The sequence below is a fragment of the Sphingomonas sp. Leaf208 genome (genome assembly GCF_001421415.1).
Classification (GTDB): Bacteria; Pseudomonadota; Alphaproteobacteria; order Sphingomonadales; family Sphingomonadaceae; genus Sphingomonas.
This window is the reverse complement of sequence record NZ_LMKH01000001.1, coordinates 431,843-443,979: the sequence shown is the minus strand read 5'-3', so window position 1 is coordinate 443,979 and position 12,137 is coordinate 431,843. Positions and strand designations below refer to the sequence as shown.

9 protein-coding genes are annotated in these 12,137 nt (G+C 65.5%); 7 read left to right on the top strand and 2 right to left on the bottom strand.

All coding sequences use genetic code 11. The features are described from left to right. Positions 1-7 precede the first annotated feature (7 nt). A complete protein-coding gene (locus tag ASE69_RS01820) occupies positions 8-2,239 on the bottom strand; it encodes a glycoside hydrolase family 3 N-terminal domain-containing protein (RefSeq protein ID WP_082452766.1) in 2,232 nt (743 codons plus the stop codon). A 78-nt stretch (positions 2,240-2,317) separates the two neighbouring features. Beyond that, positions 2,318-4,222: a molecular chaperone HtpG gene (gene htpG / locus ASE69_RS01815; protein ID WP_056482056.1), complete on the bottom strand. Its 1,905-nt coding sequence runs from the start codon at positions 4,220-4,222 to the stop codon at positions 2,318-2,320. A gap of 365 nt (positions 4,223-4,587) precedes the next feature. Here htpG and ASE69_RS01810 point away from each other — a divergent pair, with 365 nt between their 5' ends. From ASE69_RS01810 to ASE69_RS01780, 7 genes are all read left to right on the top strand, one after another. Beyond that, positions 4,588-6,231 (top strand): flavin monoamine oxidase family protein, encoded by a 1,644-nt coding sequence (locus ASE69_RS01810; RefSeq protein ID WP_082452809.1) that lies wholly within the window; start codon positions 4,588-4,590, stop codon positions 6,229-6,231. Between the two features lie 133 nt (positions 6,232-6,364). After that, positions 6,365-6,892 (top strand): RidA family protein, encoded by a 528-nt coding sequence (locus tag ASE69_RS01805; RefSeq protein WP_056482050.1) that lies wholly within the window; start codon positions 6,365-6,367, stop codon positions 6,890-6,892. 170 nt (positions 6,893-7,062) lie between these two features. Further along, positions 7,063-7,542 (top strand): hypothetical protein, encoded by a 480-nt coding sequence (locus ASE69_RS01800; RefSeq protein WP_056482047.1) that lies wholly within the window; start codon positions 7,063-7,065, stop codon positions 7,540-7,542. Further along, on the top strand, positions 7,539-8,921 hold the full coding sequence (locus ASE69_RS01795) for an FAD-containing oxidoreductase (RefSeq protein WP_200924101.1): 1,383 nt from the start codon (positions 7,539-7,541) through the stop codon (positions 8,919-8,921). The genes ASE69_RS01800 and ASE69_RS01795 overlap by 4 nt, the downstream gene beginning before the upstream one ends. Next, on the top strand, positions 8,918-10,576 hold the full coding sequence (locus ASE69_RS01790) for an FAD-dependent oxidoreductase (protein ID WP_056482041.1): 1,659 nt from the start codon (positions 8,918-8,920) through the stop codon (positions 10,574-10,576). The genes ASE69_RS01795 and ASE69_RS01790 overlap by 4 nt, the downstream gene beginning before the upstream one ends. Further along, positions 10,573-10,878 (top strand): UBP-type zinc finger domain-containing protein, encoded by a 306-nt coding sequence (locus ASE69_RS01785; RefSeq protein ID WP_056482038.1) that lies wholly within the window; start codon positions 10,573-10,575, stop codon positions 10,876-10,878. The genes ASE69_RS01790 and ASE69_RS01785 overlap by 4 nt, the downstream gene beginning before the upstream one ends. A 376-nt stretch (positions 10,879-11,254) precedes the next feature. Continuing rightward, positions 11,255-11,944 carry a peptidylprolyl isomerase gene (locus ASE69_RS01780; RefSeq protein WP_056482035.1) on the top strand — a complete coding sequence of 230 codons (690 nt, stop codon included), beginning with the start codon at positions 11,255-11,257 and terminating at the stop codon, positions 11,942-11,944. Positions 11,945-12,137 lie beyond the last annotated feature (193 nt).

The following is a 12,137-nucleotide window of genomic DNA, read 5'->3' as shown; positions in this document are numbered from 1 at the left end:
AGCAAGGTTATACGAGTTCGAAGCTCTGTTTCTCGCCATCGACCGAACTCGTCGCAACCCACAGGTCGAACAGGCCCGGCTCGATCACCCAATCGCCGTCACCCCAGAAGTGCAGGTCTTCGCGCTTCAAGGTCAGTGTCACGCGCTTCGATGCGCCCGGCGCCAGTGAGACGCGCGTGAACCCCTTGAGTTCGCGGACCGGTCGGGTGCGGCTGGCGACCCGGTCGTGGATGTAGAGCTGCACCACTTCGTCGCCGGCTTGGGCACCGGTATTCGTCACGATGGCGGTCACCGTGAGCGCACTGGTCATCCGCGCTGGCACGACTACGTTCGAGACCGAAAAGCTGGTGTAGCTCAGGCCGTGACCGAACGGATAAAGCGCTTCGTTCTTGGTCTCGCGGTAGCGCGATTTGTATTCCTGGCTACCCGTATCCGGCGCCGGGCGACCAGTGTTCTTGTGATTGTAGAAATAGGGTTCCTGCCCGCTCTCGTTGGGAAAGCTGGTGGAAAGCTTGGCGGAAGGGTTGACGTCACCGAACAGAACGTCGGCGGTCGCGTTGCCGCTTTCGGATCCAAGAAACCATGTCGCAAGGATCGCTGGTGCGGCCTTCACTGCGCCGTGGAGAGCAAGAGCACGGCCGTGGCGGAGGAGGACGATCATGGGCTTGCCGGTCTTCGTGAGGGCTTCGGCGAGCGCCATCTGTGGTGCGGGGATAGTAATTTCGGTACGCGATTGCGCTTCGCCCGACATAAGTTGCGATTCACCGACCGCGAGCAGGACGATGTCCGCGTTTTGCGCAGCGGCGACGGCGGCGGCAATTCCGCCGGGCAGGGGGGCTTCGATTTCGGACCCCGGCTCCGTCGTGACCGTCAGTCCGCGCGCGCGGAGCCCCTGCGCGATCGAGACGTTGAGCTTTTCGTCGGCCATAAACGCCCAGGTGCCGACGACGTTCTTGCGATCCTCCCCGAACGGGCCAATCAAGGCGATGCGGCCCGGGTTCTTCTTCAAGGGCAGCAGGTTACCGTCGTTCTTTAGCAATACGATCGAACGCGCCCCGGCCTCGCGGCTAAGCTTCAGCATGGCGGGCGTCGAGACGCTGGTGCGTTCCGCCTTCTGGCTGACCGAGCGATAGGGGTTGTCGAACAGGCCGATCGCATCCTTCAGGTGCAACACGCGTCGAACGCCTTCGTCGAGCCGCGCGAGCGGGACCTCGCCCTTCTCGACGAGGTCGGGTAGCCACAGATTGAACAGGTTGGACTGCATGGCCATGTCCATCCCCGCCATGAACGCTTTCTTCGCGGCGTCGCGGCCATCGGCGGCATAGCCGTGCGCGATCAGTTCCTCGTCCGCGGTATAGTCGCCGACCACCATCCCGCGGAACCGCCATTCGCCGCGCAGCAGGTCGGTCATCAGCCAGTGATTGCCGCTGGAAGGAACGCCATCGATGTCGTTGAACGCGCTCATCAAAGTCGCCACGCCAGCATCGACCGCAGCCTTGAACGGCGCCAGATGGACTTCGTGCAGCGTTGCGGGCGATATTTCGGTGAAGTTGTAATCCTGGCCCCCGGAAACCGCTCCGTATGCGGCGAAATGCTTGGCACAGGCAGCGACGCGCGTAGGGTCGCGAAGATCGTTGCCCTGAAAACCGCGGACGCGTGCTTTAGCCAGTTCCATGCCGAGATACGGATCCTCGCCTGAGCCTTCCGCGACACGACCCCAGCGTTGATCGCGCGCAACGTCGACCATCGGTGCAAAGGTCCAGTGGATGCCGAGCGCCGTGGTCTCAAGCGCGGCCGCGCGTGCGGTGCGCATTGCCAAGTCGGGGTCGAACGCGCAGGCCTCCGCGATCGGCAGCGGGTAGGCGGTGCGCAAGCCGTGGATCACGTCGCCAGCGAATATCAGGGGAATCTTCAAGCGGGTCGCGAGCGCGGCGTCCTGCGCCGCCTTGGCACCGGCATAGCCGACACCGTTGAAGAGCATGCCGATCTGCCCGGTCTTGATCCGAGCAAGCTGCTCCGCTGCGCCACCCGTCGCAAGGCCAGGATTGAAGGGGACGCCGATCGGGCGGATCTGATCCGAGAAGCAACTGAGCTGGCCCGCTTTTTCGGCGGGCGTCATCTTGGCGATCAGGCTCTCGATCCGGTCGCTTTGCGCAAACACGGCGGTAGAGCCGAGCGACAGGCCAGCGATGGCCGCGCCGCCGGTCAGCATCTGGCGACGGTCTAGAATGGGCGACATATCCTGCTCCTCAGTCTTTGGAGCGGGGTAGTCGCTGGACCGCGGTTCCGCAAACTTGCGAAACCGCGGTCGGGGCGGTTAGCCCAGCGCGCGCGTGAAAAGCCGCGTCAGGCGAGCGGAGAATGCCCGGGCATCGATCGGGCGCTCCCCGTCGGCGATCTGCGCCTCGTCGAACAACAGATGCGCCGCGTCCTCCCGCAGGGCCGTCTCGTCCTCGCCGAGCGCTGCCAACTTGGCGATCAATGCCGAGCGCGGGTTGATCTCCAGCACCGGCTTGGCCGCCGGCATCGCCTGACCGCTCGCCGCGAGGATGCGTTCGAGCTGGCGGTCCATGCCGCTGTCCGCTGCAACGAGGCAGACCGCGCTGTCGGTTAGGCGCTCGGACGCGCGGACTTCCGAAACGGCATCTGCGAGCGTCGTCTTCACGAATGCAATGAAGTCGGCGACCGCCGGCGTAGCATCGGCGGTCGGTTGCTCGGCACCGTCGACGAGCGGAATCAGGCCGAGATCGGCAGCGCCCTGTGTGACCGACTTGAACGGCTTGCCGTCATGATCGATGCCCGCCGTCACCCAGAAGCCGTCGACCGAGTCCGGCAGCAACAGCACTTCGATCCCACGCGCGCGGAACCCCTCGAGCTGTGGCGAGGCTTCGAGGCGGTCGAGATCGGTACCGACCGCGTAATAGATCGCGGTCTGGTTGTCCTTCATCGCCGCGACATAGTCAGCAACCGAACGCCAAGCACCGCCGGACGTCGTGGTCTTGAACCGGGCGAGCTTCAGCAGCGCCTCGCGCCGTTCGAAATCCTCGTACAGCCCCTCCTTCAGGACCGCGCCGAAATTCTCCCAAATTTTTGCATACGCGTCAGGATCGCGGGTCGTGAGCTTCTCGAGTTCGGACAGTACGCGGCCGGTCACGCCCTTGCGGATCGCCGAGAGCATCGGGCTTTCCTGGATCATCTCACGCGAGACATTGAGCGGCAGGTCGGATGAATCCACCAGCCCGCGCATGAAGCGGAGATAGCGGGGCAAGACTTCTGCATCGTCGGTGATGAAGACGCGTTTGACGTATAACTTCATGCGGCCGTTGCGGTCGGGGTCGAACAGGTCGAACGGCTTGGCGCCCGGCACATAGGCGAGCACCGAATATTCGTGCAGCCCCTCGGCACGGTAGTGGAGCGTCAGCGCGGGCTCGTCATACTGGCCGGAGACGCTGCGGTAGAAATCGGCATAGTCCTCGACCGAGATATCCGCCTTCGGCTTGGTCCAGAGCGCGGCGCCGTCGGCGATGTCGACCGGCTCGGCATCGGGCTTTTCGCGCAGCGTGATCGGCACGGGTACGTGGCCCGACTGGTCCTTGATCAGGCGCTCGACCGTGAACCGGTCGGTGTAGGTGGTCGCGTCTTCGAGCAGGTGCAGCACGACGCGGGTGCCGCGGGCAGGGGCGTTGGCGGTCGGCATGTCGGCGATCGTGTAGGTGCCGAGGCCGTCCGACGACCAGAGCGAGGCAATGTCCGCGCCAGCGCGCCGCGAGATCACGTCGACCTTCGATGCGACCATGAACGCGGAATAGAAGCCGACGCCGAACTGGCCGATCAACTGCGCGCCATCCGAACCGCTCGACGCCGCGATCCGATCCATGAACGCCTTGGTTCCCGAGCGCGCGATCGTGCCGAGCGCCTCGCCCATGTCATCGGCGGTCATGCCGATGCCGTTGTCCTCGATCGTCAGCGTCTTGGCGTCGGGATCGAGCGTGATCGCGATCGCCAGCCGGGTCTCGTCGCCAAGCAACTCGGACGCGCTCAACGACTCATACCGCAGCTTTTCACACGCATCGGCGGCGTTCGAGATCAGTTCGCGCAGGAATACGGTCTTATCCGAATAGACCGAATGCACCATCATGTGGAGCAACCGCGCGACGTCCGCCTCGAAGGCATGGGTTTTGGGGGCGGAGGTTTCAGGTGCTGGGGCGGTTTCAGTGGTCATAGGATGTGACGGTCTCTTGGTGAAAGGATCAGTCCGAGAATTGGCCGGAGGTCGAGCGGAATTCAAGACCTGTAGGTCCGCCGGACAAGTCGTGGATCGGCAACGACGGTTGAGTTCCCCGGCAAGAAAGATTTCATTTGCGTTACATGCTGAAGCAATTTTCAATCCGATTCGTTCAGTCAAAAGATGCAACGTGTCGGATTACCGCGCGGAAAGGAACGATGTGTTCTTTTCCGTTCCTGGTCTGACGTCCATCGGGATTGATCGGGGGATGATGATCCTGCGAGGCCGCTGAAGGGTTCGACCCGGCGGTGTTGCTGACGTCCGGCAAGCGCTGGGAAGGCTTGTCGCCTCGGGGGGCCTCGATGACTACACACGCCGCGATTACACGCAGGACGATATTGCGACGACTTGGCCTGATGGGAGGGCTGAGCGCGACACTCGGTGCGATGCAGGCGCTGGGACTAACCGAAGGATTGATCGGCACGTCGCATGCCGAAGCGCTCGCCACGCTGACGCCGAATTTGGGCAAGGGAACGCACGTAGTCGTGCTTGGGGCCGGGATCGCCGGGCTGACCGCCGCCTACGAGCTGGAGCAGACTGGCTTCCGGGTCACCTTGCTCGAAGCGCGAGACCGGGTCGGTGGGCGCGCCTGGACGGTGCGGGACGGCGACAAGATCGAGATGATCGGGGAGCAGACGCAGACTGCCAAGTTCTCCGACGGAATCTACTTCAACGCGGGGCCGGCGCGTATCCCGAGCTTTCACCAGGGACTGATCGGGTACGCGAAGAAGTTCGACGTGCCGCTGGAGGTCGAGGTCAATTCGAGCCGTTCTGCCTATGTCATGGGCGAGAACGGCAGCAAGATCCGTATGCGGACCGCGATCAACGACATGCGCGGCCACATCGCTGAACTGTTGGCGAAGGCAATCAACCAGGGTGCGCTCGACCAGTCGGTGACGGCGGCGGACAAGCAGAAACTCTTGCCGTTCCTCAAGGCATACGGCGATCTCGGCACCGATTATGCGTTCGCGGGCACCGAACGATCGGGGTTCGGGACTGCACCGGGGGCAGGCGTCACCTTCTCGTCGGCAGGCAGCGCGGTGCCGATGGACCAGTTGCTGGCGAACGAACGGCTGCCGATGACGCTGTTCGAGGACAATCTCTACATGCAGGCGACGATGTTCGAGCCCGTCGGGGGCATGGACCGGATCCATGCCGGGTTCGATCGCAACCTGCGCCGCCCGGCGATCCGCGGCGCCGAGGTCACGAAAATTCGTCACACCGCGCGCGGCGTCGATGTGATCTACCGCGACAAGGCGAGCGGCGTGGTCGACACCGTGAAGGCGGATTACATCATCTGCACGATCCCGTTCCCGGTGCTCGCGACGATCGATGCCGACTTCTCGCCCGCGCTGAAGAAGACGATCGCCGGGGTGGTCTACGATCATTCGAACAAGGTCGCGTTCGAAAGCCCGCGCTTCTGGGAACGCGAACAGATCTATGGCGGCATCTCGTTCGTCGGCGGCCCTACCACGCTGATCTGGTATCCGTCCGCCGGCCTGCATTCCGCGCGCGGCATGATTCTCGGCTGTTATTCGTCGGGCCCCAACGCCGCCGAGTTCGCCAAGCGGCCGATCGCGGAGCAGATCGCGTTCTCGCGCGGGGTGATCGACCGGCTGCATCCGGGGCATGGCGGCGATCTGGTCAACGGCATCGCGGTGAACTGGCACAAGATCCCGTACAGCCTGGGGCCGTGGCCCGACTGGAATGCGGGCAGCGCGAACGGGCGGCAGGAGGGGCATATCGACACGCCCGAGTTCCGCCTGCTGCAGAAGCCCGACGGCCGCGTCTATTTCGCCTCCGCCGCACTCAGCCAGACTCCGGGCTGGCAGGAGGGCGGCATCCAGTCCGCCCAGGGCCAAGTCATGGCGCTGGCCAGGCGGGTTGCGGCGCAAGGCGCTAACCGGGCCGCATTGGGGGCGGACCGCTCGCGACGCGCGGCATGACGTGGACGTTCGGCTCGACAGGATCGAAGGGTAAGTATTCCGCCCGCGAGACGGTCAGCTTCGAAGAGATCGGGCGCGGTGCCAAACCGTGCCGCGCCCGAACCATTCGCATCCGCAACGGGGAGAGAAACATATGACGATCAAGACGAACTCCATCGCGCTGGCCGTGGCGATCTGCACGGTGCTCGCCTTGCCTGGCTTGGCGATGGCCGCCGATTCCAAGCCGGCGATCGTTCGGCACGCCAACACGCCGCCCGGGCTGATCCTTCAGGGCGTCACCGTGCCGGCGGGGGCGAAGATGCTGTATCTTAGCGGGCAGCTGGCGGCTCCCATCGATCCGGCCAGCAAGACACCGCCGGCACAAATGACGACCGCCGATTTCGGCGATACCAAGACGCAGACGATCAGCGTCTTCAGCAAGATCAAGGCGATACTCGCGGCGCAGGGCTATGCGATGGGCGACATCATCAAGCTCACCGTGTTCGTCGCGGGCGATCCGAAGCTCGGCGGAAAGATGGACTTTGCGGGCATGAACGACGCGTTCAAGATGTATTTCGGGACGGCAGAGAACCCCAACACCGTCGCGCGATCGACCGTTCAGGTGGCAGCGTTGGCGGGGCCGGCGTTCCTGGTCGAGATCGAGGCGACGGCGGCGAAATAATTTCGAGCGAAAATGGCCTCGTGTTCGCTTTCGATATCAGGTGCTTGGTCCGGTCGGGTGGTTGGCGAACGGTAACCCGCGACTGGATCGAGGCCAGATCGGATGCGTAACGAATTGACGCTCGGGGCGGTGCGTGGGACGATGTTGGACACACCGGATCGGAGACCGCCATGCTCGTCCCCCAGATCGTTCACGGACTGATCCTCGCCTTCGTCATCGGCATCGTCGCCGGGTTGCGCGCGATGCTGGCGCCGGCTGCGGTAGCCTGGGTTGCGAGCAAGGGTATGCTGCCGTTGCAGGGCACGTGGTTGGCGTTCCTCGGCTACCGGTTCACGCCGTGGATCTTCACGCTGCTCGCGGCCACCGAACTCGTCACGGATCAGTTGCCGTCGACGCCCAGCCGCAAGGTGCCGCCGCAGTTCGTCGCGCGGCTGCTCACGGGCGGGGTATCGGGTGCGGCCGTCGGCTACGGCATCGGTGTGCCGTTGCCGGGGATCGTTCTCGGGATCGTCGGTGCGGTCTTCGGAATTTATGGCGGCGCGGCTTTGCGCGCGCGACTGGCGGCAACGTTCGGCAGCGATCGACCGGCCGCGCTGATCGAGGATGCCGTCGCGATCCTCTTGGCGGTGCTGGTGGTGCTGTCGATCTGATGCGGAATTTCGATGCGATCATCGTCGGTGCCGGACAGGCCGGACCACCGCTGGCGGGCCGCTTGACTGCTGCGGGCATGACGGTCGCGCTGATCGAGCGGAAGCTGGTCGGCGGAACCTGCGTCAACACCGGCTGCATGCCGACCAAGACGCTGGTGGCGAGCGCCTATGCCGCGCACCTCGCGAGGCGTGCGGCGGATTTCGGGATCGCGACCGGCGACGTCACGGTCGACATGCCTGCGGTCGCTGCGCGTGCGCGGAAAGTCGTGATGGATGCGCGATCGGGCAACGAGCGCTGGCTGGAGGGGATGGCGGGCCTCACCTTCCTGCGCGGCCACGCCCGCTTTACCGGACCGCGGACGATCGCGGTCGACGGCGAAGAGATGTCCGCGGCGCGCATCTTCCTCAACGTCGGTGGGCGCGCGAGCGTGCCGGACATGCCCGGTGTCGGCGACGTGCCGCATCTCGACAACACCGACATGGTCGCGCTGGAACAGATTCCCGGGCATCTTGTCGTCGTCGGCGGAAGCTATGTCGGGCTCGAGTTCGCGCAGATGTATCGTCGGTTCGGCGCCGCGGTGACGGTGGTGGAGCGTGGCGAACGGCTGATCGCGCACGAGGATGCCGACGTGTCGGACGCCGTGCGCGGCATATTGGAAGACGAGGGGATCACGGTGCGCACCGGCGCGAACTGCATCGCGTTCGCGCGCCATGCGGACGGCGTCGCGGTATCGGTCGATTGCCAGGCGGGCGATCCGAAGGTGATCGGCAGCCATGTACTGCTGGCGGTCGGCCGCCGCCCGAATACCGATGATCTCGGGCTCGATTTTGCCGGGATCGCGACCGATGCGAAGGGCTATGTCACCGTCGACGACATGCTGCAGACCAACGTGCCGGGCGTTTGGGCGCTGGGCGATTGCAACGGGCGCGGCGCGTTCACGCATACCGCGTATAACGATTTCGAGATCGTCGCGGCGAACCTGCTCGATCATGACGACCGGACGCTGAGCGAGCGGCTGGTCGGCTATGCGCTCTACACCGATCCGCCGCTCGGCCGGGTGGGGATGACGCAGGCGCAGGCGGAGAAGACGGGGCGGCCGATCCTCGTATCGAAGCGGCCCATGACCCGCGTCGGGCGCGCGGTCGAGAAGGGCGAGACGAAGGGGTTCATGAAGATCGTGGCGGATGCGGATACACAACGGATTTTGGGAGCGGCGATCCTCGGCACCGGCGGCGGCGAGGCGATCCACGGGATCCTCGACATGATGAACGCCGACCAGCCGGTGTCCGCGTTGCGTTGGGCGGTGCCGATCCATCCGACCGTGTCCGAATTGATCCCGACGCTGTTGCTCGGGCTCGAACCGGTGGTGCAGGCATGAGCGATCCCGGCGCGCGCGACCACCAGATGTTCCCGGTGCTCAACGCGGAACAGCTTCAGACGGCCAAGCGCTTTGCGAGCGGTCCGGCGCGCGTGTTTGCCGCGGGCGAGCAAGTCTATGCGATCGGCGAGCACGGCGTTGCGGCATGGCTGGTGCTCGAAGGAACGATCGACGTCGTCCGTCGCGACGGGCTCAGCCACGAGGCGCCGATCACTACGCACGGCCCCGGGCAGTTGACGGGCGAGGTCAACCAGCTTGCCGGACGCCCGACGATCGCGGGCGGCACCGCTGGCCCCCAAGGCTGTACCGCGCTGCCGTTCGATCCAGCGCATCTGCGCGCGCTGATGGTCGGCTCCGCGGACGTCGGCGAGATCGTGATGCGCGCGCTGATCTTGCGCCGCGTCGGCCTGATCGAGCAGGGCAGCGGGGGGACGGTGATCGTCGGCCTGCCGGACAGTCCCGACGTCGTCCGGCTGCAGGGATTTCTGACGCGGTCGGGCTATCCGAACATCGTCCTCGATGCGGCATCCGATGACGAGGGGCGAGCATTGGTCGAGCGGACGGGTGTTGCATCGAGCGATCTGCCACTGGTCGTTTGTCCGAACGGTACGGTGCTGAAACGGCCGTCGGATATCGAGGTCGCCGCGTGCCTCGGGATCACGCCAGAACTCGATCCCGACACCGTGTACGACGTCGCGATCGTCGGCGCGGGGCCGGCGGGGCTGGCGGCGGCGGTGTATGCGGCGTCCGAGGGGTTGTCGGTGATCGTGCTCGACGAGCGCGCGATCGGCGGGCAGGCGGGGGCGTCGGCTAGGATCGAGAATTACCTGGGCTTCCCGACCGGTATATCGGGGCAAGCGTTGGCCGGGCGCGCGTTCAGCCAGGCGCTGAAGTTCGGCGCGGAGATCGCGATCCCGCTGACCGTCGAACATCTCGATTGCGACGAGGATCGGCCCGCAGGCGACCCGCTAGCGCTCGAACTGCCGGGCGATCGACGCGTCCAGTCGCGGACCGTTATCGTCGCATCTGGCGCGCGGTATCGGCGGCCGGACATCCCCGACCTGGCGGAGTTCGAGGGCGCGGGCGTGTCCTATTGGGCATCGCCGATCGAGGCGCGGTTGTGCGAGGGCGAGGAGGTCGCGCTGGTCGGCGGCGGCAACTCGGCCGGGCAGGCGGGGGTGTTCCTAGCGCCCCGCGTGAAACACCTGCACCTGATCGTCCGCCGCCCGCTGGCCGCGACGATGTCGAAATATCTGATCGACCGGATCGCCGCGCTGCCCAACGTGACGATCCGCGTCGGCACCGAGATCGTCGGTCTGGAGGGCGAGCGTGCGACCGGGCTGACCGGGGCAATCTTCCGCCAACGCAGCGACGGCGCCGAGACGCGGTGCGCGATGCGACACCTGTTCCTGTTCATCGGCGCGGACCCCAATGCGGGTTGGCTGAAGGGCTGCGTCGACACCGATGAGAAAGGGTTCATCGTCACCGGCGCCGCCGCGCTGCCGTTGCAGACGAGCCGCGCGGGCGTGTTCGCGATCGGTGACGTCCGCGCCGGATCGACCAAGCGCGTCGCGGCGGCGGTCGGCGAAGGCGCGGCCGTGGTCGCGCAGATCCACACGGTTTTGGCCGACATGGCGGAAAGGCACGCGAAATGAGCTACGGCTGCACGCATACGGATACGATCCGCGACGTGACGCCGAGCGCCAAGGGGTGCGAGGAATGTCTCCGGATCGGCAGCGAATGGGTGCATCTGCGGCTGTGCCGGGAATGCGGCCATGTCGGCTGTTGCGACGACTCCCCGCACCGCCACGCGACCGCGCATTTCCACGCGACGCGGCATCCGATCATCGAGGGGTATGACCCGCCGGAGGGCTGGGGCTGGTGCTTCGTGGACGAGACGATGGTGAACCTCCCGGACCAGACGCCGCAGGTGGGGCCGATTCCGCGCTATGTTTGAGGGGTAGGAGTGCGGTCGTAGCGGTGTGATTCGGCATTACGAGCGACCCTGCGCACAAGAAAGTTTAAGACGAACTGCCCACAGGTACACCACCCCGGCGAAGGTCGGGGCCCAGTTGGCATGGCCTGAGTGACAAAGCGCAAACCTACATCACCGACGTTTCCCACTGGGCCCCGGCCTCCGCCGGGGAGGAGCCTACTCGGACGAATGGAACTAAGCCGAAGCGCTCGCTGGTGCATGCTGAGCGGTGCAAAACTGACGTTGGTACCAACGGTGATAACCGGTTTACTCCACGTCACTAGATATCCCCCCGCGCTTGCCTCGCCGCAAACGGACAGGTAGCCGCCGCCAATCGGTAAAGGCGTGGGTGATCGAAATGCGGCGTTTGATGATGGGCTTCGTAGCCATTGTGGCCTTGGCGACTGCGGGAACGGCGCAGCCGGCAAGGCGGTCGGTACAGCGCGCCGAACCGGGACCGAAGCCCGGCCTTGTCCGCGTGCGCATCGTCACGTCGGAGGGCCCGATCCTGCTGGCACTCGACGCCCGCCACGCGCCGAAGACGACCGCGAATTTCCTCGCCTATGTCGATGACGGTCGGTTCGACGGCACCGACTTCTACCGCGCGAGCCGCCAGAAATCCGCGCCGAAGCTTGGCTTCATCCAGGCGGGCATACGCACCGACGCGCGGCGGATACTACCGCCGTTTCCGCTCGAGACCACCGCGATGACGGGTATCAAGCATCTCGACGCGACGATCTCGATGGCACGCGGGATGACGCCGGCATCGGCGGGCGGGAATTTCTTTATCACGATCGGCCCGGCGCCAGCGATGGACGCACGCGCCGGCTATCCGGGTTACGCGGCGTTCGGGCATGTCGTCGCGGGCATGGATGTGGTGAAGCGCATCCTCGCCAAGCCGACCGGCGGCGGGATGGATGCGTTCAAGGACCAGATGATCCTGAAGCGGGTTGCTCTGGTGAGCGCGCGGCGGCTGGATGGGATGGCGAAGCCGACGGGGCTGCCGCGGGCGTGGTTGATCGAGACTGGGCCGCAGCGGCGGAGGTGAGGGGTGGGCGGGCTTTTATTTTGAGCGCACCGGGAGCACCACGGTTCTTGCCCGCGAACGACTTAGCAGCCTTCGAATACAATCGTCGTCCCGCCCACGCACCTCCCCGGCGAAGGCCGGGGCCCAGTTGGGAAACCTTAGTAAGCGAACGCTTCGCGCAGTCACGGCTGTCCCCCAACTGGACCCCAGCCTC

Coding starts and splice junctions, on each gene's coding strand:
- ASE69_RS01800 (WP_056482047.1), top strand. CDS start 7,063: ATGCTCGTCCCCCAGATCGTTCACGGACTGATCCTCGCCTTCGTCATC.
- ASE69_RS01820 (WP_082452766.1), bottom strand. CDS start 2,239: ATGTCGCCCATTCTAGACCGTCGCCAGATGCTGACCGGCGGCGCGGCC.
- htpG (WP_056482056.1), bottom strand. CDS start 4,222: ATGACCACTGAAACCGCCCCAGCACCTGAAACCTCCGCCCCCAAAACC.
- ASE69_RS01805 (WP_056482050.1), top strand. CDS start 6,365: ATGACGATCAAGACGAACTCCATCGCGCTGGCCGTGGCGATCTGCACG.
- ASE69_RS01810 (WP_082452809.1), top strand. CDS start 4,588: ATGACTACACACGCCGCGATTACACGCAGGACGATATTGCGACGACTT.
- ASE69_RS01790 (WP_056482041.1), top strand. CDS start 8,918: ATGAGCGATCCCGGCGCGCGCGACCACCAGATGTTCCCGGTGCTCAAC.
- ASE69_RS01785 (WP_056482038.1), top strand. CDS start 10,573: ATGAGCTACGGCTGCACGCATACGGATACGATCCGCGACGTGACGCCG.
- ASE69_RS01780 (WP_056482035.1), top strand. CDS start 11,255: ATGCGGCGTTTGATGATGGGCTTCGTAGCCATTGTGGCCTTGGCGACT.